Origin of the sequence: Roseibium sp. (assembly GCF_965232425.1) — a bacterium.
In the GTDB taxonomy this organism is placed as follows: domain Bacteria; phylum Pseudomonadota; class Alphaproteobacteria; order Rhizobiales; family Stappiaceae; genus Roseibium.
In genome coordinates this window covers 1,734,931-1,759,773 of the sequence record NZ_OZ246971.1, presented here as the reverse complement: position 1 = coordinate 1,759,773, position 24,843 = coordinate 1,734,931, and the positions used below count along the sequence as shown (strand labels likewise).

Annotated in this window: 22 protein-coding genes and 1 other RNA gene; 17 read left to right on the top strand and 6 right to left on the bottom strand. The window is 61.0% G+C overall.

The features are described from left to right. The first annotated feature begins 54 nt into the window (after positions 1 to 54). The 5 genes from ACO08A_RS07955 to ACO08A_RS07935 all read left to right on the top strand — a co-directional run bounded on the left by ACO08A_RS07955 (position 55) and on the right by ACO08A_RS07935 (position 7,837). Entirely contained in the window at positions 55 to 1,935 is a 1,881-nt protein-coding gene (locus ACO08A_RS07955) for an extracellular solute-binding protein (protein ID WP_422041726.1), read from the top strand. Continuing rightward, positions 1,932 to 3,821, top strand: a complete 1,890-nt coding sequence (locus ACO08A_RS07950; RefSeq protein ID WP_422040602.1) for an extracellular solute-binding protein — start codon at positions 1,932 to 1,934, stop codon at positions 3,819 to 3,821. Before ACO08A_RS07955 ends, ACO08A_RS07950 begins: the two co-directional genes overlap by 4 nt. A gap of 64 nt (positions 3,822 to 3,885) precedes the next feature. Further along, a complete protein-coding gene (locus ACO08A_RS07945; protein WP_421980991.1) occupies positions 3,886 to 5,007 on the top strand; it encodes a microcin C ABC transporter permease YejB in 1,122 nt (373 codons plus the stop codon). A gap of 3 nt (positions 5,008 to 5,010) precedes the next feature. Beyond that, positions 5,011 to 6,213, top strand: coding sequence for an ABC transporter permease (locus ACO08A_RS07940; protein ID WP_422040601.1), 1,203 nt, complete (start codon positions 5,011 to 5,013; stop codon positions 6,211 to 6,213). Beyond that, positions 6,206 to 7,837, top strand: coding sequence for an ABC transporter ATP-binding protein (locus ACO08A_RS07935; protein WP_422040600.1), 1,632 nt, complete (start codon positions 6,206 to 6,208; stop codon positions 7,835 to 7,837). Before ACO08A_RS07940 ends, ACO08A_RS07935 begins: the two co-directional genes overlap by 8 nt. Before the next feature lie 39 nt (positions 7,838 to 7,876). Here ACO08A_RS07935 and ACO08A_RS07930 read toward each other — a convergent pair whose 3' ends face one another. From ACO08A_RS07930 to ACO08A_RS07910, 5 genes are all read right to left on the bottom strand, one after another. Further along, positions 7,877 to 9,904, bottom strand: coding sequence for a putative bifunctional diguanylate cyclase/phosphodiesterase (locus ACO08A_RS07930; protein WP_422040599.1), 2,028 nt, complete (start codon positions 9,902 to 9,904; stop codon positions 7,877 to 7,879). Between the two features lie 119 nt (positions 9,905 to 10,023). Continuing rightward, entirely contained in the window at positions 10,024 to 11,238 is a 1,215-nt protein-coding gene (locus ACO08A_RS07925; RefSeq protein ID WP_422040598.1) for a lytic murein transglycosylase, read from the bottom strand. A 66-nt stretch (positions 11,239 to 11,304) separates the two neighbouring features. Then, complete coding sequence (locus ACO08A_RS07920; protein ID WP_422040597.1) at positions 11,305 to 11,883, bottom strand: histidine phosphatase family protein; 579 nt, start codon at positions 11,881 to 11,883, stop codon at positions 11,305 to 11,307. Continuing rightward, the gene (gene nudC / locus ACO08A_RS07915) at positions 11,883 to 12,827 is read right to left on the bottom strand and encodes an NAD(+) diphosphatase (RefSeq protein ID WP_422040596.1); all 945 of its coding nucleotides are present in this window, start codon (positions 12,825 to 12,827) and stop codon (positions 11,883 to 11,885) included. The genes ACO08A_RS07920 and nudC overlap by 1 nt, the downstream gene beginning before the upstream one ends. An 81-nt stretch (positions 12,828 to 12,908) precedes the next feature. After that, entirely contained in the window at positions 12,909 to 13,442 is a 534-nt protein-coding gene (locus ACO08A_RS07910; RefSeq protein ID WP_422040595.1) for an HIT domain-containing protein, read from the bottom strand. Between the two features lie 31 nt (positions 13,443 to 13,473). On the opposite strand from ACO08A_RS07910, the gene ACO08A_RS07905 reads away from it, so the two are divergent. The 7 genes from ACO08A_RS07905 to ACO08A_RS07875 all read left to right on the top strand — a co-directional run bounded on the left by ACO08A_RS07905 (position 13,474) and on the right by ACO08A_RS07875 (position 19,371). After that, positions 13,474 to 14,109, top strand: a complete 636-nt coding sequence (locus tag ACO08A_RS07905) for a LysE family translocator (RefSeq protein ID WP_422040594.1) — start codon at positions 13,474 to 13,476, stop codon at positions 14,107 to 14,109. An 80-nt stretch (positions 14,110 to 14,189) separates the two neighbouring features. Further along, positions 14,190 to 14,287, top strand: an RNA gene (ffs, locus tag ACO08A_RS07900) — signal recognition particle sRNA small type. A gap of 165 nt (positions 14,288 to 14,452) precedes the next feature. Continuing rightward, positions 14,453 to 16,390 (top strand): DNA polymerase III subunit gamma/tau, encoded by a 1,938-nt coding sequence (locus ACO08A_RS07895; protein WP_422040593.1) that lies wholly within the window; start codon positions 14,453 to 14,455, stop codon positions 16,388 to 16,390. Between the two features lie 85 nt (positions 16,391 to 16,475). Further along, positions 16,476 to 16,796, top strand: a complete 321-nt coding sequence (locus ACO08A_RS07890) for a YbaB/EbfC family nucleoid-associated protein (protein ID WP_306142536.1) — start codon at positions 16,476 to 16,478, stop codon at positions 16,794 to 16,796. A 213-nt stretch (positions 16,797 to 17,009) separates the two neighbouring features. Continuing rightward, on the top strand, positions 17,010 to 17,618 hold the full coding sequence (gene recR, locus ACO08A_RS07885; protein ID WP_422040592.1) for a recombination mediator RecR: 609 nt from the start codon (positions 17,010 to 17,012) through the stop codon (positions 17,616 to 17,618). A 93-nt stretch (positions 17,619 to 17,711) separates the two neighbouring features. Then, positions 17,712 to 18,410: a sulfate transporter family protein gene (locus ACO08A_RS07880; protein WP_422040591.1), complete on the top strand. Its 699-nt coding sequence runs from the start codon at positions 17,712 to 17,714 to the stop codon at positions 18,408 to 18,410. A gap of 55 nt (positions 18,411 to 18,465) precedes the next feature. After that, positions 18,466 to 19,371 (top strand): glutaminase, encoded by a 906-nt coding sequence (locus tag ACO08A_RS07875; protein WP_422040590.1) that lies wholly within the window; start codon positions 18,466 to 18,468, stop codon positions 19,369 to 19,371. Between the two features lie 52 nt (positions 19,372 to 19,423). Here the strand turns inward: ACO08A_RS07875 and ACO08A_RS07870 are convergent, their stop codons facing one another. After that, complete coding sequence (locus ACO08A_RS07870) at positions 19,424 to 20,131, bottom strand: MIP family channel protein (RefSeq protein ID WP_422040589.1); 708 nt, start codon at positions 20,129 to 20,131, stop codon at positions 19,424 to 19,426. A gap of 294 nt (positions 20,132 to 20,425) precedes the next feature. Between ACO08A_RS07870 and sdhC the strand changes: the two genes are divergently transcribed. From sdhC to ACO08A_RS07845, 5 genes are all read left to right on the top strand, one after another. After that, entirely contained in the window at positions 20,426 to 20,824 is a 399-nt protein-coding gene (gene sdhC, locus ACO08A_RS07865) for a succinate dehydrogenase, cytochrome b556 subunit (RefSeq protein ID WP_319385369.1), read from the top strand. Between the two features lie 10 nt (positions 20,825 to 20,834). Further along, complete coding sequence (gene sdhD / locus ACO08A_RS07860; RefSeq protein WP_421981005.1) at positions 20,835 to 21,218, top strand: succinate dehydrogenase, hydrophobic membrane anchor protein; 384 nt, start codon at positions 20,835 to 20,837, stop codon at positions 21,216 to 21,218. 5 nt (positions 21,219 to 21,223) lie between these two features. Continuing rightward, the gene (gene sdhA, locus ACO08A_RS07855; RefSeq protein ID WP_422040588.1) at positions 21,224 to 23,050 is read left to right on the top strand and encodes a succinate dehydrogenase flavoprotein subunit; all 1,827 of its coding nucleotides are present in this window, start codon (positions 21,224 to 21,226) and stop codon (positions 23,048 to 23,050) included. 12 nt (positions 23,051 to 23,062) lie between these two features. Continuing rightward, positions 23,063 to 23,908, top strand: coding sequence for an FkbM family methyltransferase (locus tag ACO08A_RS07850; RefSeq protein ID WP_422040587.1), 846 nt, complete (start codon positions 23,063 to 23,065; stop codon positions 23,906 to 23,908). 69 nt (positions 23,909 to 23,977) lie between these two features. Continuing rightward, positions 23,978 to 24,760 (top strand): succinate dehydrogenase iron-sulfur subunit, encoded by a 783-nt coding sequence (locus ACO08A_RS07845; RefSeq protein WP_421981008.1) that lies wholly within the window; start codon positions 23,978 to 23,980, stop codon positions 24,758 to 24,760. The last annotated feature ends 83 nt before the right edge of the window (positions 24,761 to 24,843 follow it).

Sequence of the window (24,843 nt, the reverse complement as noted above, 5' to 3'; positions counted from 1 at the left end):
ACAAGTAACCCTATAAATCTGGGTCTGAGGAACGGAAACGGGACGGAGAAACCGATAGTGTTTTCACGGCGTCTATTTAACAACGCGGCCGCGGCGGTCGGGTTTTTCAGTGTAGTTTCTTTCGCGGCGGTGCCGGCCGGACTGGCCAATACGGCCGAGCCTGAATGGCAACACGCAACGGCATTGACCGGAACACCCGGTTACAGCGCGGACGCCGCCCATTTCGACTATGTCAATCCGGACGCTCCGAAAGGCGGTCTGCTGCGCTTGTCGACGAGCGGCGGTTTCGACACATTCAATCCGATCCTGCCCAAGGGCAACGTCGCGCCGGGCATCAATCTCATCTACGACAGCCTGATGGAACAGGCGCTCGACGAAGCCGACATCAGCGCCCAATACGGGGTCATTGCCGAGGCGATGCGCTACCCGGAAGATTATTCCTGGGTCGAATACCGGCTCAACCCGGCCGCCAGGTGGCATGACGGCAAGCCGATCACGCCGGAAGATGTCATCTGGTCGTTCGAGAAGGCGACCGAACTCAATCCGCGCCAGCGGTTCTACTACCAGAATGTGACATCGGCAGAGGAACTGCCCGGAGGCGTGGTCAGGTTCGAATTCGATACGGCGAACAACCGCGAATTGCCGCACATTGTCGGACAGGTGCTCGTGATGCCGAAGCACTGGTGGACCGGCACCAATGACAAGGGTGAAACGAGGGATATCGGCGCCAGCACCCTGGAGCCGCCGCTGGGGTCGGGGCCTTACGCGATCAAGAGCTTTGAACCGAACCGCCAGGTTGTTTACGAGCGGGTCGACGATTATTGGGGCGAAGACCTTCCGATCCGGGTCGGCACGAACAATTTCGGCGAGATACGCTACGATTCCTATCTGGACAGCACCGTCCAGCTCGAAGCCTTCAAGGGCGACCAGTTCGACTGGCGGTCTGAAAACGTGGCGAAAAACTGGTCGACGGGCTACCGGACACCGGCAGTCGATCAGGGCAGAATTCTGCTGGAAACCTTCCCGGACAAGGGCAGCGGGCTGATGCAGGCCTTCGTTCCGAATCTGCGGCGCGAAAAGTTCCAGGACGAACGCGTTCGCCGTGCCATGAACTATGCCTTCGATTTTGAATCGACCAACCGGACCGCGTTCTTCGATCAGTACAAGCGCATCGATTCCTACTTTGCCGGAACCGAACTTGCCCATTCCGGTCTTCCGGAAGGCAAGGAACTGGAAATTCTGGAAAGCGTCCGCGACCTGTTGCCGGCCGATGTCTTCACCGAAGCTTACGAAAACCCCGTCGGCGGCGATCCGCAGACGATGCGCGGCAATCTGCGCGAGGCCTTCAATCTCCTGAAGGAAGCCGGCTACGAGCTGAAAAACGGGAAGCTTGTCAGCAGCCAGACCGGCGAACCTTTCACCATCGAGTTCGTGTCCAACGATCCCAACTCCGAACGGTACGTGCTGCCCTTCGCGGCGAACCTGAAGCGCCTCGGGATCGACATGTCCTACCGGGTACTGGACACGCCGCAATACATCAATCGGATCCGCAGCCGCGATTTCGACATGACGACACTCGGAATGGCCCAGTCCCTGTCTCCGGGCAACGAGCAGCGGGATTTCTGGGGGTCGGAAGCCGCCGACAAGCAGCAGTCCTACAATTACGCGGGGATCAAGGATCCGGGCATCGACGCGCTCATCGAGAAGGTGATCTTCGCCAAGGACCGGGAAACGCTGGTGGCCGCGACCCGGGCGCTCGACCGGGTCCTGATGCACGGCAATTACGTCATCCCGCAGTGGTATATCGACACCTACAGGACCGCGCGGTGGGACCGTTTCGGACACCCGGACAACATTCCGGAGTTCACGCATGGCTTCCCGACGATCTGGTGGTATGACGAAGCGAAGGCTGAAAAGACGGGGGTGGCGAAATGAGCGCTGTCTCGACCCCGACCCGGAGGCAATTGCTCAAGCTGTCGGGTGCTGCGGCGCTCGCCGGATCCTTGCCCATCGGGACCACGTCCGGCTGGGCCGCCGGAACGTCCGCAGGCAAGCCCCAGCATGGTTTGTCGGTGTTCGGCGATCTCAAATACGGTCCCGATTTCACGCATTTCGAATACGCGAACCCCGACGCGCCAAAGGGCGGAACCTTCATCTTCCAGGCTCCCTACTGGTACTACAATCAGAACACCCTGACCTACAACACGTTCAATTCCTTCATCTTGAAGGGTGATGCACCGCCGCGCATGGAACTGTGCTTCGACACGCTGATGGTGCGGGCCTACGACGAACCTGACGCCATGTACGGCCTTCTTGCCGAGACGGTGGAGGTCTCCGAAGACGGCAACACCTACACGTTCAACCTGCGGCCGGAAGCGCGTTTCCACGACGGTTCGAAACTGACGGCCGAGGACGTCGCCTTTTCGCTGATGCTGCTCAAGGGAGACGGGCATCCGCAGATCAGCCAGAACATCCAGGAATTGCTGGATGCCGAGATCCTGGACGAATACCGGGTTGCGCTGCATTTTTCCGGCAATCAGTCGCGGCAACTGCCGTTGCTCGTTGCCGGTCTGCCGATTTTTTCCAAGCGCTACTACACCGCCTATGATTTCAAGCAGAGCACGCTGACATCGCCTTTGTCGTCGGGCCCCTACAAGGTCGGCAAACACGCGGTCGGGCGCTATGTCGAATACCACCGGGTCGAGAACTATTGGGGAAATGATCTGGCAGTCCTGAAGGGACAGAAGAACTTCGACGTGATCCGCGTTGATTTCTACCGCGATCTGCAGGTGTCGTTCGAGGCCTTCAAGAAAGGCGAAATGACCTATCGCGAGGAGTTCCGGTCCAAATTCTGGGCGACGGAGTACACTTTCCCGGCCGTTGTCGAAAAGCGCGTGGTCAAGAAGGAGTTTCCGGACGGACGCCCCTCCGGTGCGCAGGGCTGGTTCATCAACACGCGCCGGGAGAAGTTCAAGGACCCGCGTGTCCGCCGCGCGCTCAGCTACGCGTTTGATTTTGAGTGGTCGAACAAGAACCTGTTCTACGATCTTTATCAGCGGACCGAGTCCTTTTTCGAGAACTCGGACATGAAGGCGGAAGGACTGCCCGCGCCGGACGAACTGGCGCTGTTGGAGCCCTACCGCGACAAGCTCCCCGAGAGCGTCTTTGAAACCGCATATATTCAGCCTGTCAGCGACGGGTCCGGATTTGACCGGAAACTGCTCAGGCAGGCCAACGACCTCCTCAAGGAAGCCGGCTACGAACGTCAGGGCACCAGCCTGGTCGGTCCGGACGGACAGCAGTTGACGATCGAGTTCCTGAACAATTCGCCCGCTTTCGAGCGCATCATCAATCCGTTCATCAAGAACCTGGAACGTCTCGGGGTGAACGCCACGTTCCGGCTTGTGGACCCGGCGCAATATCAGTCGCGACTGAACGACTATGATTTCGACATTTGCTCGCGGCGCTATTCCCTGAACGCAACGCTTTCCGAGGCGATCCGCACGTCCTGGGGGTCCAAGGCCGCGGCAACACCGGGAACCTACAACATCGCCGGTATTTCCGACCCCGTTGTCGATGCTCTGATCGACAAGGCCCTGGAAGCCGACACGCGCGAGGAGATGGTCGTGGCGGCGCGCGCGCTCGACCGGGTCCTCAGATCCGGCCACTACTGGGTGCCGCAATGGTTCAAACCTGTGCATAACGTTGCGGTATGGGACATGTTCGGACACCCGGACGTCACGCCACGCTATTTCTTTCCGGTGGAAGATCTCTGGTGGATAGACCAGGAAAAAGCGGAAAAGATCGGCAAAGCCGGGTAAAACCTGAATGTGGCAGTGTCAGTGCGCTTCATAAGTCCAAGGAAAAAGGGAACGAAATAACCCCATGGGCGCCTATATCCTACGCCGTGTCCTATTGATGATACCGACCCTCGTCGGGATCATGGCCATCAACTTCATCATCATCCAGTTCGCGCCCGGCGGGCCGGTGGAACGGGTGATTGCGCAGCTCCAGGGAACGGATGTGTCGGCGACCGCCAGGATCAGCGGCGGGGGCAGCGACTTTTCAGCGACCGGCAACGAGGCCTCGGGAGGGAGCGGGACTGCGGGCGATGCGGTCACGTCCAAGTATCGCGGTGCCCAGGGCCTCGACCCGGAATTCATCAAGGAACTGGAAGCGCAGTTCGGTTTCGACAAGCCGCCGCTCGAAAGATTCCTGACGATGCTCTGGAACTACGCCCGGTTCGATTTTGGCGAGAGCTATTTCCGGGACATCCGCATCATCGATCTCATCAAGGAAAAACTGCCGGTCTCCATCTCGCTCGGGCTCTGGATGACCCTGATTTCCTACATGATCTCGATCCCGCTCGGCATCCGCAAGGCGGTCAAGGACGGCAGCCGCTTCGACATCTGGACATCCGGGATCATCATCATCGCCTACGCGATCCCCGGGTTCCTGTTTGCGGTGCTTCTCATTGTCCTGTTCGCCGGCGGGTCGTTCTGGGATTTCTTCCCCTTGCGCGGGCTGACCTCGGACAACTGGGCGGAGCTGTCCTGGTACGCAAAGATCATCGATTACTTCTGGCACCTGGTCCTGCCGCTGATCGCCCTGTCTCTCTCGGCTTTCGCGACCCTGACGCTGCTGACCAAAAACTCGTTCCTCGATGAAATTCGAAAACAGTATGTCATCACCGCGCGGGCGAAGGGGCTTGGGGAAAGCCAGGTTCTCTACGGCCACGTTTTCCGGAACGCGATGCTGATCGTGGTGGCCGGGTTCCCGGGTGCCTTCATCTCGGCCTTCTTCGCCGGGTCACTCCTGATCGAGCAGATCTTCTCGCTCGACGGACTGGGGCTTCTCAGCTTCGAATCGGTGATCAACAGGGACTATGCCGTCGTCTTCGCAACCCTTTACATCTTTGCCCTGATGGGTCTCATCGTGAACCTGATCTCGGACCTGACCTACACCTGGATCGATCCCCGGATCGACTTTGAAAGCCGGGAGGTGTGATCCATGGATACACGCCTTAACAAGGATCTCGAGGGGGCAGGATACGATGTCCTGAACCCGCTGCCGGAAGAAACGGCACCGCCGCCTGTCAAGCGGGGCCTTTCGCCGATCAACCGGCGCAGGCTCGAGAATTTCAAGGCGAACCGGCGCGGGTACTGGTCCTTGTGGATCTTTCTCGTCCTGTTCTTCATGACCCTGTTTTCCGAGTTTCTGGTCAACGACCGGCCGATCGTGGCCATGTACAAGGGCGAGTTCCTGACGCCGGTCTTCACCGAGTATCCGGAAGAGAAGTTCGGCGGATTTCTGGCGACCACGGACTTCCGCGATCCGTTTATCCAGGAGGAAATCAACGCCAACGGCTGGATGATCTGGCCGCCGGTGCGCTACTCCTACAACACGGTCAACAACGAGATACCGGTTGCTGCCCCGTCTCCGCCAACCTGGATGATTCCCAAGGCGGAGCGCTGCGTTCAGTACCCGTTGGGAGACGAGGACCCGAACTGCACCCTTGGGAATTGGAACTGGCTCGGGACGGACGATCAGGGCAGGGACGTCGTCGGCAGGTTGTTTTACGGCTTCAGACTGTCCGTCCTGTTCGGACTTGCACTGACGCTTGCCTCGTCGGTCATCGGCATCGCGGCGGGGGCGACGCAAGGTTATTACGGCGGATGGGTCGATCTGGGCTTCCAGCGCTTCACCGAGATCTGGTCTGCGATGCCGACCCTCTATCTCATCCTGATCATTTCATCGGTGCTCACACCCGGCTTCTGGGTGCTATTCTCGATCCTGCTCGCCTTTTCCTGGATTGCTCTCGTCGGCGTGGTCCGCGCGGAGTTCCTGAGGGGGCGGAACTTTGAATATATCTCCGCCGCGCGGGCGCTCGGGGTCTCCAATCCGGTGATCATGTGGCGGCACCTGCTTCCCAACGCCATGGTCGCGACCCTCACGTTCATGCCGTTCATCCTGAACGGATCCATCTCGACGCTCACGGCGCTGGATTTTCTCGGGCTGGGTCTGCCGCCCGGATCACCGTCACTCGGCGAGCTTCTGCGCCAGGGAAAGAACAACCTCAATGCGCCCTGGCTCGGCCTTACCGGTTTCTTCGTTCTGTCGATCATGCTGAGCCTGTTGATCTTTATCGGCGAAGCCGTGCGCGACGCCTTCGACCCGCGCAAGAGCCTGGCGCAGGGAGGTGCCAATGGCTAGCCGCACGCTCATCTCAGTCAAGGACCTCTCGGTCGCCTTTGCCCAGGGCAACGGCCAGTCGCTCGCCGTCGACAGGATTTCCTTCGACATCGACAAGGGCGAGACGATCGCGCTGGTCGGTGAAAGCGGCTCCGGCAAGTCCGTGTCCGCGCTTTCGATCCTGAAGCTGCTGCCCTATCCGGCGGCGTCCCACCCATCCGGCGAGATCCTGATGAACGGTCAGGACCTTCTGAAGGCGAGCGACAACGAGTTGCGCAAGATTCGCGGCAATGCGGTGTCAATGATCTTCCAGGAACCGATGACCTCGCTCAATCCGTTGCACACGGTCGAAAAGCAGATTTCGGAAGTGTTGCGTATCCACCGGGGCATGGGCGAAGCGCAGGCGCGCAAGCGGGTGCTGGAGTTGCTCGACCAGGTCGGCATCCGCGAGGCGGAGACCAGGCTGAAATCCTATCCGCACCAGTTGTCGGGCGGACAGCGTCAGCGTGTCATGATCGCCATGGCGCTCGCCAACGAACCCGACCTGCTGATTGCCGATGAACCGACGACCGCGCTCGACGTGACCGTGCAGGCACAGATCCTGGAGCTCCTGAAGAAACTGCAGCGTCGGCAGGGCATGGCCATGCTGTTCATCACCCACGATCTCGGCATCGTGCGCAAATTCGCGGACCGCGTCTGCGTGATGACGGATGGCAAGATCGTGGAACAGGGCCCGGTCGCGGATATCTTCGACAATCCGCAGCACGACTACACCAAGCATCTTCTGGCCGCCGAGCCGAAGGGAGAACCGCCCGAGACGGACAAGTCCAAGCCGGTCGTGGTGCAGGCGGAGGATCTGAAAGTCTGGTTCCCGGTCAAGCGTGGCCTGCTGCGCAAGACCGTCGATCACATCAAGGCCGTCGACGGCATCGATATCGAGGTCAGGCAGGGACAGACACTGGGGATCGTCGGCGAGAGCGGGTCCGGCAAGACGACCCTCGGTCTGGCGATCCTGCGTATGATCTCGTCGACCGGACGGATTTCATTCGACGGCAACGAGATACAGCAGAACTCGTGGAAGCAGATGAAGCCTCTGCGCCGGGATATGCAGATCGTCTTCCAGGATCCCTTCGGCGCCTTGTCGCCGCGCATGTCTGTCGCCGATATCGTCGGCGAGGGACTGCAGGTTCATTTCCCGGAAATGTCCTATGAGGACAGGGACCGGAAAGTTGCCCAGGCCCTGGTCGAAGTCGGGCTGGAGGCTGGTATGCGGCATCGCTACCCGCACGAATTTTCGGGCGGTCAGCGGCAGCGGATCTCGATTGCGCGCGCAATGGTTCTGGAACCCAAGTTCGTCATGCTCGACGAACCGACCTCCGCACTCGACATGAGCGTGCAGGCCCAGGTGGTCGATCTGCTGCGCGATCTGCAAAAGGCGCATGGCCTCGCGTACCTGTTCATCTCCCATGATCTCAAGGTCGTGCGGGCGCTTGCGAACGAGGTGATCGTGATGCGGCAGGGCAAGGTCGTGGAGGCCGGGCCGTCCGAGCAGATATTCGATGCACCGGAGACCGACTACACCCGCGCGCTCATGGCCGCCGCGTTCCGCCTGGAAACGGCACCGGAAGGCGTTGTGAACGCCTGATCTAGAGCATCGGGCTTGCTTTGGGAAATCAGCGGGCACTCAGCCCGCACGCGACCCTGTGCGCTTGCCCGCAAGACGCAGGGCATAGGCAAGCGCCGCGTTCTCGTCCAGCGGTTCGGAGAAGAAATATCCCTGGCCGAGATCTGCGCCGGTTGACATCGCGAGGTCCAGCTGGGCCTGGTTTTCAATCCCTTCGACGACCACGTCCTTGTTCAGGCCCTTCGCCATTTCCACGATTTTGACGAACAGGAAGTGTTTTTCACTGTCTTTCGCGATGTCCTGCAGGAAAGAGCGGTCGATCTTGATTTCGTCGAAGACCAGTTGCTGCAGGTAGCGCAGAGACGAATATCCGGTTCCGAAATCGTCCAGGGCAACCCGGATGCCGTTCGCGCGCAGGCTGCTCAGGCTCTCGTTTGCCGAAGTAACATTTTCGACAAGCACGCTTTCCGTCACCTCGATCGTGAGACAGGCGGGAGACAGGTTGGTCTGGTTCAGGCAGCTGACGATCTTGTCAGCAATATTGGGTGTCCGGAAACCGAGAGCGGAAATGTTCGAACTGATCCTCACGGGCGCGCCGGTCCGGGACGATGCCGCGACGGCGAAGCGCGCACCGTTCATGAGCGTCGCGAGATCCAGGTCGAGAATGGTGCCGGTTTCTTCTGCGATCCTGACAAATTCGCTCGGGCAGACGGATTTCGAATCCAGGTTCCAGCGCGCCAGGGTCTCGAACTCGACGGGTCTTCCGGTTGAAAGACAGACTTTGGGCTGAAAGACGACATTCAGCTCGTCACGCTTGATGGCCTGGGGGAGCGCCGAGGTTATGAGCGATCGGCGTTTCAGGTCCTGAAGGATGCTTTCGTTGAATTGGCAGAACTGGTTCTTGCCGCCATTTTTTGCGGCGTAGAGCGCTGCATCGGTGTGTTTCAGCAGCCCCGAAATGTCATGGTGACGTCCTGGCGCACAGATGCAAAGACCAACAGACGAGCTTGGTCGAATCGCGCAGCCGTTGTGCGTTACCTGGCAACCGATGAATTCAACGAGTCGCGATCCGAGTGCATGCATCGACGGGTATGTCGCTGACAGCGGAATGATCATGGCGAATTCATCGCCGCCCAGCCGGGCGGCCAGCCCGCCGCCTTCGACGGAAATCTGTTTGAGCCTCGTTCCAACCGCGACCAGCAACGCATCCCCGGCATCGTGGCCCATCGTGTCGTTGACCGCCTTGAACTCATCGAGATCGATCAGGGCGACAAAGAAGGCCGTTTCAAGATCCCCGGCACACAGTTCCTTCAGCCTGTCCATGAAAACGGAGCGCCTGGCCAGTCCCGTCAGGGAGTCGTGCGACAGGACGAAGTTGGAGTGGGCTTCCGCTTCTCTTTGCTGCCGCTCCAGTTTGACCTGACCTTCGAGTTCGACAATCGCTCGTGTCCGGCGGTGTTCCCGGGTTGCCAGCAGTTGGTAGCCGAAAAGCAGGAGCCCAAAGGCAACCCCGGCGTAGCCAAGGCCCCGCACGACGTAGGCTGTCAGATCCGATTCCACGACGAAGGCACCCATCACGTCTCCAACGGCGTAACGGTTGGTGCCCAGCTCCCGGTTGTGACAGGAAACGCAGACTTGCGATCGGGCAAATGTCGGAAAGATCGAGCGCCCGATCACGCGCCAGTCTTCAACGCGCAGCTCTTCATGAATGCTTGCGTCCCTGGTTCCGGCAATGCGATCAATTTCATCGGCGACATGCGGAAGATGTTCCGTCAGGCCGAGCTCAGCTCCCGGGCGGCCCGGGACCCTTACCGTTACGGGTGCATGGCTGGTATTGCCGAGCCGGGCCTGGAGAAAGGTTTCCAGACCCATGCGCCTGAATGCCGCCGGTAGTGGCATGCCTTCGGAATGTTCTTCCGCATACTGTCCGACGAAAGCCTCGGCGAGTTGGACAATTCGGGCCCTGTCATCCGCTTCGGTGCGGCTGAATTCCCAAAGGGAAACCGAAAAGAAGGAAAGCGCGAGCACCAGCGCGCCGGTGAAAACCAGAGACGCAGATCCAAGAGACTGGTGCCGAAAGGGTCCCATACGAGCCAGTTTCGCTAATAGTATCAGTATTTCGGCTAATATTACATGAGCCTGATTACCGAACCATTGCGCATCGATCAGATTTTGCTTTGTTTCCTGAAAGATTTATTAAGGGTATTTTATCCAACCCAGCAAGTCGCGAAGAAACCATTCTTTTCCTGGTCCTTGCCGATGGACCGGCGTGTCTTGAAGCCGATCAGCCCGTCGGCGCCGCCGACATCATGGCCGAGACCTTCAAGACGAACCTGGAGATTGCGCACGGCTCCGCGGGTCGTGTCCTTCATCGGTTTCCAGCTCGCGACGAAGGGCTTGTTGCTGCCGTAACGGTCAGCAAGGTGGCCGACGAAAAGCGCGTAGGTGTCGCTCTCGTTGTATTCCTTGAGGACGTAGAAATTTTCGGTGGCTATGAAAGCCGGACCGTAGCGGCCTGCGGGCAGCAGAATGTTGCCTGGACGGTTGATCTCATTGTCCGGGAAGGGTTTGCCGCTGACACGCTTGACGCCTTCACCGACAAACCGGGATATTTTCTGCCGGTTGTCCGGGCCCTCGCGGGTGCAGGAGACCGTTTCCGGAAGATGGACCTCATATCCCCAGTCGCGGCCTTTCTGCCAACCATGTGCGGCAAGGTAATTGGCGATCGAGGCCATCGTATCGACCTGGGACGTCCAGATGTTGCGTTTGCCGTCGCCGTCGAAGTCGACGGCATATTTCAGGTAGGAAGACGGCAGGAATTGCGGTTGCCCCATGGCCCCGCCCCAGGAGCTGCGCATGGCCCTGCGGGAGACGTCGCCTTTCTGAAGGATTTTCAGCGCGGCGATCAGCTCTCCTTTGAAGAAGTCGGCGCGCTGGCCCATGAAGGCCTGCGTCGCCAGCACCCGAAGGGCGTCATGCGGGATCTTGGCGCCGCCATAGCCGGATTCGCGCGCCCAGATCGCCAGGATGATCCGCTTGGGAACACCGTATTTCGCCTCGATTCTCTGAAGCGTTGCAGCATGTTTCTGCATGAGGCGGCGGCCACCGGGGACCAGCGAATTGAACTGGCTGTCCCGGAAGTAGCGTTGCGGCGACCGGAATTCGGCCTGGAAATTGATTTTTGGCGGAGCGCCCTTGCCGCCCGGTTCGACAAGGCCCGGCAGCGACGTATCCGGCGTCAGCCCTGCCAGTTCCCTGTCCAGTGTTGCCTGTGACACACCGGCCCGTTTTGCTTCGGGGACGACGGTCTCGTTCAGAAACTGACGGAACTGGGCATCGTATTTTCCCGCATTTGCACTGCCGGCAAGGGCAACGAGCGGTATCAGAAGCGCGGCAAGGGTAAATGTCAGACCTCGGATCACGGCAGGCTCCAGCAATTGAATCTCGGCGGCAAGCTTAGCACGGCGTGCGGCGAAGTCCGACCGGCATCAGACCTCGATCCAGCTTAGATCACCCGCCGCCTGTGTCGTCAGCCAGTCTTTTTCGAACCGGTACCAGCTGCCGCCGCGCTTCTGGTCATGCGACCTGGATATCGCCGTTCCCATCAGGTGGCACATCAGCAGTGTGCCTGCCGCCCCGTGACCGGCAAAGAGAACGGGCGTCTCCGGCGCGATGCCCGCAATGACGTCCCTCACGCCGTTCAGGATGCGTGCCTGTGCGTCGACCGCCCGTTCCCAGCCTCGCACGGAAATTGCGGGATCGGCGAAGAATTGGTCCGCGACCGCCTCGAATTCGGCAGGGGGCAGGAAGCCGGTCGCCGATCTGTCGTTCTCGTGAAGATCCGCGCGCACGAGCGGTGTGAGTTCCTGTTTTGCGGCGAAATACGCCGCGGTCTCGATTGCTTTCGTTTCCCCGCTGGAGACGACTGCGCCGATCCCGGAAGCGAACGGGAGCCCGGTCGCCTGTTGCGCGCGCGCGCGGCCAACCTCCGAAAGGCCCCATTGCGGGACGGGGACATTCGGGTCAATCGCGACCTCGGGATGGGTCAGATAAACGCACCAGGTCATCACAGACGCTCTTCAAGCCAGCCGACGATCAGCTCGTAGGCGATGGAGATGGATGGCGGTATCCGGTGTTCCTCCGGATGGGTGCCGTCGATCATCTGGCGCACCTCCGCCCGGTCGCACCATTTGCACGCCTCCAGTTCGTCATCGGCGATCTCGATGTCGAGGGACGTTGCCGTGCCGATGCAGCCAAGCATGAGATTGGCGGGAAACGGCCAGGGCTGGTTGGAAACCAGGGCGACCTCGCCGACCCGGATCCGGCTTTCCTCGAAGACCTCGCGTCTGACCGCCGCCTCGATTGTTTCCCCGGGTTCCATGAAGCCCGCCAGCGTGGTGTAGACGCCTTCCGGCAAACGTGCGGGCCGTCCGAGCAGGGCGCGGTCTTCGTGTGTGATCAGCATGATCACGCAAGGATCGGTGCGCGGGAAATGGGGGGCGCCGCAGGATGGGCAGTCGCGCCGGTATCCTCCTTCGGCCATGTGGGTTTTCGCGCCGCACCTGGAGCAGTGCTGGTGGGTCCGGTGCCAGTGGATCAGCGCGCGCGCCTGGGCAAGGACGCTGAGATCTTCGGTCGAAAAGGCGTTCTGGAGCGCAAGGTTGCGCAGGTCCTGAACGAGCAGGTTCTCGTTTGCTTCCAGATCCTCGTCGCTGCAGGGCAATGTCGTCGCGAACAGGGCCTGGCCGCTGTCCGGGCGCAGTCCCAGGAACACCATTTCGTCGGCGCTTGCGCCGAGCCTCAGTGCCGATTCAAGATCGTGTCCGATGGCTTTCTCGGCTTCCTTCCGAAAGACCAGCGTCTTGTCCGTGGACAGCACGACCCGCGTCTCGGCAAGGTCGAGCAGGCCTTTCAGGTAGCTGATTTCACTGCGCCGTTCCGACTGCCTGTCGAGGGTGTTGTCGATAAAGCTCATCTCCATTGCCTGGAGACTGGCGGCGGCTGGTCGCATGGTCGTGTCCCTGAAAATTTTTTGGGAAGGAAAACATTTGCGCGGACTTTAGGGCCGCACGGATGGTGTGTCCAGCGCGGCCTATTGCGCGTCGGCGAGCGCGTCCCTGAGATCCCCGATCAGCCGGTCGGCGTGGTCGGTCTCATAATCTGCCGGCGGAACGACGCCCCAGACGGGACCGGGCCATGCGCTGTCATTGCGGAACCGTGCGATCACATGCACATGAAGCTGCGGCACCTGGTTGCCAAGCGCGCCGACATTCAGTTTCTCGCACTCCGTGACCGTTCTGAGCGCACTGCTGGACAGCGCAATTTCCCGCATCAGCTGCATCTGGTCGCCGTCATCGAGATCGATGATCTCGACGAGGTCGGATTTGCGTGGCACGAGCAACAGCCAGGGATAATTGGCATCCTTCATCAGCCGCACCGAGGACAGCGGCAGATCGGCGACAAAAAGGCTGTCACCTTCAAGGCGTGGGTTGAGGGCAAAGGAAGTCATGGTCGGGTGTCCGGTTGCTTCGGTCAGCGGACGCCCGAAGTCGAGGAGCCCGCGAAAATTGCATTTGTCCAGCATATGGGTAGATTGCGCGCGAAGCGAAGCTGTTTTCGTGAACATTCCCGCCACCTCGACATTTCCGGACGACGCCATGCCCCTTGAGACAATCCTCAGTTTTGCACTTGTCGCCGCGCTTCTTGTCATGTCACCCGGACCGAATGGTGTCCTCATCGCGAAGACCGTGCCGACATCCGGAAAGGCAGCGGCGGCCTTCAACATCGCAGGCTTCGTCGTTGCGTTCTTCCTGCATGGAACGCTCTCGATCCTGGGCATCTCCGTGATCCTCGTGCATTCGGCAGAGGCGTTTTTCGTCGTTAAGATGCTGGGAGCGGCTTACTTGGTCTGGATCGGCCTGAAAGCGCTCCGCGATGCCCTCACCGGACGCGTGCTTGCGTCCGGCCCCGTTGCCCCGGCCCGGCGCCGGCGCACCATGATCCGGGCTTGCGGCGAGGGGTTTCTGACCAATGCGCTGAACCCGAAGGTCTCCATGTTCTACCTCGCCGCCTTTCCGCAGTTCATTCCCGAGGGGGCGGGCGCTGTGGCGGCGGCCTTCTCTCTGGTTGCCGTGCATGCGCTGATCAACGTCATCTGGTTCGGGGCGATGGTGCTTCTGCTCTCCCGGGTCACGAAAGCTGCCGGGAGCCCGGCCTTCCAGCGCTGGCTGAAAGGCATTACCGGTCTCGTGTTCATGGGATTCGGTCTGAAACTGGCGACCTTGCGGCCCTGACGCGGCCGTTTCCCCGGCAAACAAAAAACCTCTGGCAGCCCCTTGCCAAACCCCAGGGGGCATCTGATATAAAGCGCTCGGGAGGTTGGTGGTGGACGAGCCACTCGCCAACCGGGTCAGGTCCGGAAGGAAGCAGCCCTAACGAGCCTCGGCACGGGTCGCCGTGCCAGCCTCCCACCCTCATGAAACCCGCACGATTTGCGGCGGCCGCCTCCGGGCGGCATTTTTGTTTGTGCAGGCGCCAGGGTCACCTTTGACAGGTCCCGTCATGTGCGATCCGCATTTCACAGAAAAACGCAATCTTGCCGTCCCCATTTTCGAAAAAGACGGTATGGTGCCGCTCATGGACGAGTCAGGTTTTCCGCAGGAAGGTGCGCCCGCACCGGCGACGAACAACAATTCCGATTCCGGCGATCACCGCCAGGACGGTGCGTACCGTGTCCTGGCGCGCAAATACCGGCCGAAGAATTTTGAGGATCTGGTCGGCCAGGAGCCCATGGTGCAGACGCTGGAAAACGCGTTTGAGACCGGGCGGATTGCCCAGGCCTGGATGCTCACCGGGGTGCGCGGTGTCGGCAAGACAACCACCGCAAGGATTCTGGCGCGTGGCCTGAATTACGAGATTCCCGGAGAAGCGGAAAAACCGACCGTCAAGCTCGAACGCGAAGGCACCCATTGCAAGGCGATCATGGAAGGCCGTCATGTCGACGTGATCGAAATGGATGCGGCCTCCCACACGGGCATCAACGACATACGCGAGATCATCGACGCGGCGCGCTACCGCCCGGCGACGGCGCGCTACAAGGTCTACATCATCGACGAAGTACACATGCTGTCCAACGCGGCCTTCAACGGCTTGCTCAAGACGCTCGAGGAACCGCCCGAGCATGTGAAATTCATCTTTGCGACGACCGAGATCCGCAAGGTGCCGATCACGGTGCTGTCGCGCTGCCAGCGCTTTGATCTGAGACGGATCGACCAGTCCAAGATGATCGGTCTGTTGCGCCGGATCGCCGACGCGGAAAACATCCGGATTTCAGATGAGGCGCTTTTGCTGATTGCCCGGGCCGGCGAGGGGTCCGCGCGCGATTCCCTGTCCCTGCTCGATCAGGCCATGGCGCATGAAACCGGCGCGATCGAAGCGGACGATCTGCGCCAGATGCTCGGGCTTGCCGACAGGGCACGCGTCATCGATCTGTTCGGGCACCTGATGTCGGGGCACATCGAAGACGCACTTTCAGAACTTCAGGCCCAATATGATGTCGGCGCGGATCCTGCGATCGTGCTGACGGATCTTGCCGATTTCACCCATCTGGTCACCCGCATGAAGGTGGCACCCAAATCGGCGGACGAGGCCACGGTCACGGAAGCCGAACGCGCGCGCGGCAAGGACTTCGCCGAGAAGATTTCCGTGCGCCTGCTCTCGCGCGCCTGGCAGATCCTGCTGAAGGGTGTCCAGGAGGTTCAGACCGCGTCGAAACCCCTGCAGGCGGCCGACATGGTGCTGGTCCGCCTTGCCTACGCGATCGATCTTCCTGATCCGGGCGAGTTGCTGACCCAGGTGAAAAACGGCCAGAACCCGCTGGCCGCGGCGTCAGGCTCTGCCGGGCAGGGCGGTCACGGGGCCGGCCCGTCCGGCGGCGGCGCCCAGGCAATGGCGGTCGGCATGCCGCCGCCGCCCGGAAATCACGGTCCGGGTGACGGCGGAGGTGCACCGTCAATGCAGGCGGCCGGCAGGCCGCAGCTTGCGGCGATAAGCGGCGGTTTGCCGGACCAGGCCCCGGTCACCGGCAAGGCTGAAACGCAGCCGCAGCATATGTCGGAAACAATGCTATCCGCGCTGAAGAACCTTTACGATTGCGCCGCCCTTGCCTCGGAAAAGCGCGATATTCCGATGAAGGTCGCCATTCAGCGGCAGATGCGCCTGGTGAAGTTCGAGCCCGGCAAGATCGAAATCCAGCCGACGGAAGACGCGCCCGCCGACATCGCGGGTGAGTTCGGCCGCAAGCTGACCGAATGGACCGGCCAGCGCTGGTTCGTTGTCGTGTCGCGCGAGCATGGCCGGCCGACCATTCACGAAGAACAGGAAGCCAATCAGCAGCAACTTCTTTCCGACGCCAAGTCGCACCCGACCGTCGCCGCCCTGCTCAGCCAGTTCCCGGGGGCGAGGGTCGTCGACGTGAAGGTGCAGGTCACCGAGGAAGACGAGGTGGCCCTGGCCGATCCGATGGTGAGCGATCCGTTGCTCAACGAGGCCCTCGGTGATGATGAAGACGATTGATCGGACGCCGTTGTTCTTCTAAATGCTGACCCCAGATAATGGACACGTGGCGCATCGCGCCTGAGAAATTGCAAGGAGAGATCCCATGGACTTCCTCAAGATGATGAAGCAGGCCAAGGAGATGCAGGAGCAGATGGGCTCGCTGCAGGAACAGATCATCGATATCGAGGTCGAGGGTGTCGCGGGCGCCGGTCTCGTGAAGGTGACGCTGAACGGCAAGAGCGACCTGAAAGGTCTCAAGGTCGACCCTTCGCTTCTGAAAGAGGACGAAGGCGAGATTCTGGAAGACCTGATCATGGCCGCGCATACCGATGCCCGCGCCAAGGTGGAAATGGCCATCCAGGAAAAGACCCAGGAACTCATGGGCGGTCTCGGACTTCCGGCCGGTATGAAACTGCCGTTTTGAGGGTCACGCTGCAGTGGCGGGGGTGGGCAAAATAACTTGGGTACCTGCCCCGCATTCGACCATTCAGGCCTATTCTCCCCATTGGAGAAAATTCCGCACTTAGAATTGGCGAAAACAGAAGGATAGTCTCTCCCGCCGGGAGAGGCCGGGTCGAAGACCCGGGGGAAGGGGCAACCCTCTTCGAGCCTCCAGCCCGTCAAAGAAGATGAGAACATGGCACAAAAGAGCGTAGCGGGACCGGAAATCGAGCGGCTGATCCAGCTTCTCGCGAAGCTGCCCGGTCTCGGGCCACGGTCCGCGCGCCGGGCCGCTCTGCATCTCATCAAGAAGAAGGACCAGCTTCTGGTGCCACTCTCCGAGGCAATGGGTGTCGCGGTCAGTGAAATAGGCATCTGTTCGGTCTGCGGCACCGTTGACACATCGGATCCCTGCACCATCTGCTCCGATCCCAAACGCGATGAAACGGTTCTCGTCGTTGTCGAGGATGTCGCCGATCTGTGGGCGCTTGAACGGGCCGGTGCCGTCAAGGCGCATTACCATGTTCTCGGCGGCACCCTGTCGCCGCTTGATGGTGTCGGCCCGGAAGACCTGAACCTGGCGTCCCTGATTGATCGCTGCGGCTCCGAAAAGTTCAACGAAGTCATCCTGGCCATCAGTGCGACGGTCGAGGGACAGACCACGGCCCACTACATCATGGATCAGCTTGCGCCGCTTGGTGTCAACGTCACCAAGCTGGCCCACGGCGTGCCGGTTGGCGGTGAACTGGATTATCTCGACGAGGGAACGCTGGCCCAGGCACTCAAAGCGCGCACGCAGTTCTAGAACGCTGTCCGGCTCGCGCGCCTCCTGGTCTCTTGCACCTTTCTGTCGCCGCACCTATGTCGGTGCTGTCGCTCACAAAGACTTGAAGGTTTCATGTTCCAAGCAGCTTCCCGCGCCATGTCGCAGGTATTCGAGCAGCCGTTTCGCAAGATTTTCTGGAAAATGCTGGGGTTCACGCTCGCGATCCTGATCGTGATCTGGTTGGCCCTGCAGGGAATCGTCAGCCATCTTCTGGGCGTCGCGGCGACCGAGTGGGGCGACGGCAGCGCCTGGATCAGCTGGACGGAATGGTCGATCTCGATCCTGACCGGCATTGGTGCGGTCTTCGTTCTCGGATTTCTGATTGCCCCGATATCGGCACTGCTTGCCGGCCTCTTTCAGGATGATATCGCCGATATCGTCGATGCCCGGGACTATCCCGCCGACCGTCCCGGCAGCGCCCTGCCGCTTTCCAAGTCCCTGGTCCAGACCATCAAGTTCACTGGTGTGGTGATTGTCGGCAACCTGTTCGCGCTGTTGCTGTTGTTGGTGCCTGGCGTCAATCTCGTCGCTTTCTTTGCCGTCAACGGCTACCTGCTGGGGCGTGAATTCTTCGAATTCGCGGCCATGCGTTACATGCCGCCTGCAGAGGCGAAGGCATTCCGCCGCGCCCGCGGCGGCACGGTTTTTCTTGCAGGACTGATCATCGCCTGCCTGCTGGCCGTCCCGATCCTCAATCTGGTGACGCCGATTTTCGCGACCATCTTCATGCTGCATCTCTACAAGAGACTTGCATCCGGCGCGGCGATCTGACGAACTGCTGCCGCTGGGTCAATGGATCCGCGCGCATGCAGGCCGGAGGATGACGATGCAGGAATTGATGCTGGAAATCGCCGAGGCGGCCGCAAACAGTGCCGACAAGGGCAAGGTGGCGACCTATATTCCCGAGCTTGCCGGCATCGACCCGGATCAGTTCGGCATCGCCGTTGCGCTCGAGGACGGGCGCCTCATGACCGCCGGTGACGCCGATGTCCCGTTTTCCATCCAGTCCGTTTCCAAGGTGTTCGCCCTTGCGCTGGCCCTTGGGCGCGTCGGCGATCAGCTCTGGTACCGCGTCGGGCGCGAGCCCTCCGGGCTGTCCTTCGATTCCATCCTGCTTCTGGAGCGGGAAGACGGGATCCCCCGCAATCCGTTCATCAATGCGGGCGCCCTGGTCACGACCGATACCTACCTCGCCGGATCCAACCCGCGCGAGGCGCTGGGGGAACTGATCCGTTTCATACGGGCTGCCGCGGACGACGACAGCATTCACATCAACGAAAAGGTGGCACAATCCGAGCTGGCGACCGGGCACCGCAATTTTTCGCTGGCGCATTATCTGGCCTCGCATGGCAACATGCGGTCCGATGTCGACAAGGTGCTCGGCACCTACTGTCACCAGTGCGCGATCGAGATGAGTTGCCGCCAGCTTGCGCTCGCCGGGCGGTTCCTGATCGAAGCGGAAACCGTGCCGGCGCTTGTCGCCGTCCAGCGCCGCCGCCGCATCAATGCCCTGATGATGACTTGCGGGCACTATGACGGCTCCGGCGACTTCGCCTTTCGCGTCGGTCTCCCCGGAAAGAGCGGCGTCGGTGGCGGCATCCTGGTGATTTCGCCGGGCCGGGCTTCGATCGCCGTCTGGTCGCCGGGTCTGAACCGCTACGGCAATTCCAAGCTCGGCACGGAAGCCATGGAGACCTTCGCAAAACGGACCGGCTGGTCCGTGTTCGGCTGAGTGCAAGAGCGCAATCCGGCAGCCGGAAAAGCTCCGGCCGCCGTCCTGTATCCTAGCTTTCTTCTTCCGCTGCAAGCATGCCAGACTTGAACAGGAGACCGGCGGCGGCTCCGCCGATCAGCGGCGCGACAATGAACAGCCAGACCTGGCCCAATGCGCCGGGGTTGCTGGCAACGCCGATGATCGCCGGTCCGAGAGATCTCGCCGGATTGACGGAAACGCCAGTGACGTTGATGCCGACGATGTGGATGACGACCAGCGTTAGACCGATCGCCAGACCGGCGAGATGCGCAGGCGCACCCTTTTGCGTGACGCCGAGAATGCAGACGAGAAACAGGAAGGTCGCGACGACCTCGAATATGAGCGCCGACAACATGTTGTATTCGCCGAAATTGCCTGCGCCCCAGCCGTTCTGTCCGAGACCGCCATCCCACCCGTCGGCCTTGCCGCTCAGGATGATCGCAAGAACCGCTGCGCCTGCCAGGGCACCGAGCACCTGCGCGATCCAGTAAGTGATGAGCTCGTTCGCGGGCATCCTGCCGGCCAGGTAGACGCCGAGACTGACGGCTGGATTGATATGACATCCGGAAATCATGCCGATGCCGTAGGCCATCGCCACGATGGACAGGCCGAACGCGAAGGCGATTCCCAGGACATCGATGGCGGTCGGGCCGGTTCCCATTCCGGCTATGACGGCTGCGCCGCACCCGAACAGCACGAGGGTGAATGTTCCAACAAATTCTGCGATTGCTTTCTTCATGAAATGCGCCTCCTGTTACCGCCGGTCAGCGGCCCCGCGTCACCGGAAATAAGATGACGCAGGGGAGAGTTACGCAATTTTGATCCGTTGGGAAGAGCAGAGTTTTGTGCGCCGCAGAACGTAATTTCCGGGATCTCATCGATTTAAGTCCACAACGGGCAAAGTAACTTTCCAGATTCTCCTTTTTGATGTTTTGACGCGACGCCATCTTGGCGCTAGAACCTTTCTAGACAACGCACTGATTTCCTTACGTTTGCGTAAGCGTAAGGTAGCGTCGTACGGGAGAGGAATTCCATGTCGAACGCCGATATGCGGGGCAACCGTCCGCTGTCACCCCATCTTCAGATCTACAAGCCGATTCTGACGATGGTCATGTCCATTCTGCACCGCATCACCGGTGCGGCGCTCTATTTCGGGACAATCCTGCTGGCGTGGTGGCTGATCGCCGCCGCCGCCGGCCCGACCTACTTCGACTTCGTGAACGGCATTTACGGCTCCTTCATCGGACGACTGATCCTGTTCGGCTTCACCTGGGCACTTGTGCACCACATGCTTGGTGGCCTGCGCCACTTCATCTGGGACATGGGGGCCGGCTTCGGCAAGGAGGCCCGTGAATGGCTTGCCAAGGCCACGATCATCGGCTCCGTCTCACTCACGCTGATCCTCTGGATCATCGGCTACATGGTTCGCTAAGGAGAGTGTCATGAGCGATATGCGCACCCCTCTCAACAAGGTTCGCGGACTGGGCTCTGCCAAGGAAGGAACCGACCATTTCTGGAAGCAGCGCCTGACGGCCGTGGCCAACGTTGTCCTGATCAGTTTCTTCGTGATCCTCGTGATCTCGATCCAGGGTTCGAGCCACGGCGACGTGATCGAAACCCTCAAGAACCCCCTGGTCTCGATCCTGTTCCTGCTGGTGATCCTTTCCGGCGTCTATCACATGAAGCTGGGCATGCAGGTGATCATCGAGGACTACATCCACGGTGAGGGTCTGAAATTCCTCACGCTGATGGCAAACACCTTTTTCTGCGCCTTTATCGGCTTCGGCTGCATTTTCGCAGTTCTCAAGATTGGCTTTGGAGGCTGACCCGGATGGCCAAATCCTACGAATTCGTCGACCATACCTATGACGTGGTTGTTGTCGGCGCCGGTGGCGCGGGTCTGCGCGCAACGCTCGGCATGGCCGAACAGGGCCTGCGCACCGCCTGCATCACCAAGGTCTTTCCGACGCGCTCCCACACGGTGGCGGCCCAGGGCGGCATCGCCGCATCCCTGACCAACATGACGCCGGACTGCTGGGAATGGCACATGTACGACACGGTCAAGGGATCCGACTGGCTCGGTGACACCGACGCCATGGAATACCTGGCCCGCGAGGCCCCCAAGGCGGTCTACGAGCTTGAGCACTACGGCGTGCCGTTCTCGCGCACAGAAGAGGGCAAGATCTATCAGCGCCCCTTCGGCGGACACATGCAGAACTATGGCGAAGGCCCTCCCGTGCAGCGCACCTGCGCGGCGGCCGACCGGACGGGCCACGCCATCCTGCACACGCTCTATGGCCAGTCCCTGCGCCACAATGCCGAATTCTACATCGAGTATTTCGCGCTCGACCTGATCATGTCCGAGGACGGCGTCTGCCAGGGCGTGATCGCCTGGAACCTCGATGACGGCACGATGCACCGCTTCGCCGCCAAGATGGTGGTGCTGGCAACCGGCGGCTACGGCCGGGCCTATTTCTCCGCGACCTCCGCGCATACCTGCACCGGCGACGGCGGCGGCATGGTCGCCCGGGCCGGACTGCCGCTCCAGGACATGGAGTTCGTCCAGTTCCACCCGACCGGCATCTACGGCTCCGGCTGCCTGATCACCGAGGGTGCCCGCGGCGAGGGCGGTTATCTCGTCAACTCCGAGGGCGAGCGTTTCATGGAGCGCTACGCCCCTTCGGCCAAGGATCTGGCCTCGCGCGACGTGGTCTCGCGCTGCATGACCATGGAAATTCGCGAAGGACGCGGCGTCGGTAAGAAGGGCGATCACATCTTCCTTCATCTCGATCACCTCGACCCGGCACTGCTGGCTGAACGCCTCCCGGGCATTTCGGAAAGCGCGCGCATCTTTGCCGGCGTCGATGTGACCAAGGATCCGATCCCGGTCCTGCCGACGGTGCACTACAACATGGGCGGCATCCCGACCAACTACTGGGGTGAAGTCCTGAACGCGGACGGCAAGAACCCCAACCGCATCCAGGAAGGCCTGATGGCGGTGGGCGAGGCCGGCTGCGCGTCGGTGCACGGCGCCAACCGTCTTGGCTCGAATTCCCTGATCGACCTTGTCGTGTTCGGACGTGCTGCGGCGATCAAGGCCGGTGAAGTCGTCGACCCCAAGGAAGCGACGCCGGCGCCGAACGAAGCTTCTTGCGACAAGATCATGGATCACTTCGACAAGCTCCGTAACGCCAGCGGCTCGATCCCGACCGCGGACCTGCGTGACAAGATGCAGCACGCGATGCAGGAAGATGCGGCGGTGTTCCGCACGCAGGAAAGCCTGGAAGCCGGCTGCAAGCGACTGAGCGATATCTGGAGCGACATGAAGGACCTCAAGGTCTCCGACCGCTCGCTGATCTGGAATTCCGATCTGGTGGAAACACTGGAACTGGAAAACCTGATGGCGAATGCGATCACCACCGTCTATGGCGCCGAGGCCCGCAAGGAAAGCCGCGGTGCCCATGCGCGCGAAGATTTCAAGGACGGACCGTTCTCGGGCCGTGACGACGAAAACTGGCGCAAGCACACGCTGGCCTGGGTCAACGAGGAAGGCGACGTGAAGCTCGACTACCGTCCCGTCGTCCTCGATCCGCTGACCACCTTCGAGGAAGGCGGCATCGACCCGAAAAAGATCGCGCCGAAAGCGCGTGTCTACTAGGGAGCGCGCTGCGTGAGCCAGTCGGCAACACTTCTGGACACAAGAAGCCCGTTCGGAACCTACCCGGCCGAACGGCTGGTCCGGGCTGCCTGGCGCCTGGCCGACCGGCATGATCTCTCACGGGGCCTGCGCAAGCGCATCCGCGCGCTTGTCGCGCGGGTCTTCAAGGGCCCCTACGATCTTGAGGCGGATGGCCTGAAATTCCGGATCTACCCCGGCGAGAACTACGACGATCGCAAGATCCTCGCCAAGGGACGGCTGCCGGAGCGCGCCGAACACGGTCTGCTGGAACCGCACCTGCACGAAGGCGCGGTCTTTGTCGACGTCGGTGCGAATATCGGCTCCTATGCCGTATTCGCCGCCCGGCACGGCGCAAGGGTGGTCGCTATCGAGGCGAACCCGCAGACCGCGCACAAGCTGAGTTTCAACGTCCGCGCCAACGACCTGGAAAACGTGACCGTCGTCAATACCGCGGTCGGGTCGAAGGACGACACGTTGCCGCTGTGGCACGAACCCAGCAATTGCGGTTTCGCCACTTTCGTGACCGACCTGACCCGGGGCGAGTGGGCCGGCAACTGGACCCAGACCTACGTGACCGTTCGCCCGCTGACCGACATTGCGGACCAGCAGGGCCTGGAACGGATCGACATACTCAAGGTGGATGTGGAGGGATACGAGGACAGGGTCGTCCTGCCGTTCCTCCGCCACGCGGACAAGGCCATGTGGCCCCGCGTGATTCTTCTCGAAACAAATTGCCGGCCATACTGGTCCGAGGATTGCCTGAGCGAACTGGCAAACCGGGGCTATGAGGTGACAGGCCGGACGAATGACAACATGGTCCTTGAGCTCACGACCTGAGCGAGAGGACGTTTTGGCCCTTATGCCCCTGAAAGGCATGGCACGAGCCCAACGCGGAGCAGTAACGAGATGGTTCAGCTGACGCTACCCCGGAACTCCACGGTGACGGAAGGCAAGGTCTGGGACAAGCCGGAAGGCGCCACCAACCTGCGCGAATATCGCATCTACCGCTGGAACCCGGACGACGGCCGCAACCCGAGGGTTGATACCTATTTCATCAATGCCGATGACTGCGGTCCGATGGTGCTCGACGGCCTGATCTACATCAAGAACAAGATCGACCCGACGCTGACCTTCCGCCGCTCCTGCCGCGAAGGTATCTGCGGCTCGTGCGCCATGAATATCGACGGCACCAACACCCTTGCCTGCACCAAGGGCATGGACGAGATTGCCGGCGACGTGGTCAAGATCTACCCGCTGCCGCACATGGCGGTGGTCAAGGATCTGGTGCCCGACCTGACGCGCTTCTACGCCCAGCACCGCTCGATCGAGCCCTGGCTGCAGACGGTCTCTCCCGCCCCGGAAAAGGAATGGCTCCAGTCCCATGAGGACCGGGTCAAGCTGGACGGGCTGTATGAATGCATCCTGTGCGCCTGCTGCTCCACCTCCTGCCCGAGCTACTGGTGGAATGGCGACCGCTATCTCGGCCCTGCGATCCTGCTGCAGGCCTACCGCTGGCTGATCGACAGCCGCGACGAGGCGACCGGCGAACGCCTGGACAATCTGGAAGACCCCTTCCGCCTCTATCGCTGCCACACGATCATGAACTGCTCGCAGGCCTGTCCGAAAGGCCTGAACCCGGCCAAGGCGATTGCCGAGATCAAGAAGATGATGGTCGAACGGCGGGTCTGACCCCCCGATTTCAGAGCGAGTTGCGAAAAGCCGTCCTTCGGGGCGGCTTTTTTGTGAGCGATGGCCCAGGTCCTTGACCGTTC

Excerpts from the sequence above, each read along its gene's own strand:
- ACO08A_RS07875 (WP_422040590.1), top strand. The coding sequence starts at position 18,466 with ATGCAGGAATTGATGCTGGAAATCGCCGAGGCGGCCGCAAACAGTGCC.
- ACO08A_RS07940 (WP_422040601.1), top strand. The coding sequence starts at position 5,011 with ATGGATACACGCCTTAACAAGGATCTCGAGGGGGCAGGATACGATGTC.
- sdhA (WP_422040588.1), top strand. The coding sequence starts at position 21,224 with ATGGCCAAATCCTACGAATTCGTCGACCATACCTATGACGTGGTTGTT.
- ACO08A_RS07920 (WP_422040597.1), bottom strand. The coding sequence starts at position 11,883 with ATGACCTGGTGCGTTTATCTGACCCATCCCGAGGTCGCGATTGACCCG.
- ACO08A_RS07895 (WP_422040593.1), top strand. The coding sequence starts at position 14,453 with ATGGACGAGTCAGGTTTTCCGCAGGAAGGTGCGCCCGCACCGGCGACG.
- ACO08A_RS07845 (WP_421981008.1), top strand. The coding sequence starts at position 23,978 with ATGGTTCAGCTGACGCTACCCCGGAACTCCACGGTGACGGAAGGCAAG.
- sdhD (WP_421981005.1), top strand. The coding sequence starts at position 20,835 with ATGAGCGATATGCGCACCCCTCTCAACAAGGTTCGCGGACTGGGCTCT.
- nudC (WP_422040596.1), bottom strand. The coding sequence starts at position 12,827 with ATGCGACCAGCCGCCGCCAGTCTCCAGGCAATGGAGATGAGCTTTATC.
- recR (WP_422040592.1), top strand. The coding sequence starts at position 17,010 with ATGGCACAAAAGAGCGTAGCGGGACCGGAAATCGAGCGGCTGATCCAG.
- ACO08A_RS07890 (WP_306142536.1), top strand. The coding sequence starts at position 16,476 with ATGGACTTCCTCAAGATGATGAAGCAGGCCAAGGAGATGCAGGAGCAG.
- ACO08A_RS07945 (WP_421980991.1), top strand. The coding sequence starts at position 3,886 with ATGGGCGCCTATATCCTACGCCGTGTCCTATTGATGATACCGACCCTC.
- ACO08A_RS07930 (WP_422040599.1), bottom strand. The coding sequence starts at position 9,904 with ATGGGACCCTTTCGGCACCAGTCTCTTGGATCTGCGTCTCTGGTTTTC.
- ACO08A_RS07870 (WP_422040589.1), bottom strand. The coding sequence starts at position 20,131 with ATGAAGAAAGCAATCGCAGAATTTGTTGGAACATTCACCCTCGTGCTG.
- ACO08A_RS07910 (WP_422040595.1), bottom strand. The coding sequence starts at position 13,442 with ATGTTCACGAAAACAGCTTCGCTTCGCGCGCAATCTACCCATATGCTG.
- ACO08A_RS07905 (WP_422040594.1), top strand. The coding sequence starts at position 13,474 with ATGCCCCTTGAGACAATCCTCAGTTTTGCACTTGTCGCCGCGCTTCTT.
- sdhC (WP_319385369.1), top strand. The coding sequence starts at position 20,426 with ATGTCGAACGCCGATATGCGGGGCAACCGTCCGCTGTCACCCCATCTT.
- ACO08A_RS07880 (WP_422040591.1), top strand. The coding sequence starts at position 17,712 with ATGTTCCAAGCAGCTTCCCGCGCCATGTCGCAGGTATTCGAGCAGCCG.
- ACO08A_RS07935 (WP_422040600.1), top strand. The coding sequence starts at position 6,206 with ATGGCTAGCCGCACGCTCATCTCAGTCAAGGACCTCTCGGTCGCCTTT.
- ACO08A_RS07950 (WP_422040602.1), top strand. The coding sequence starts at position 1,932 with ATGAGCGCTGTCTCGACCCCGACCCGGAGGCAATTGCTCAAGCTGTCG.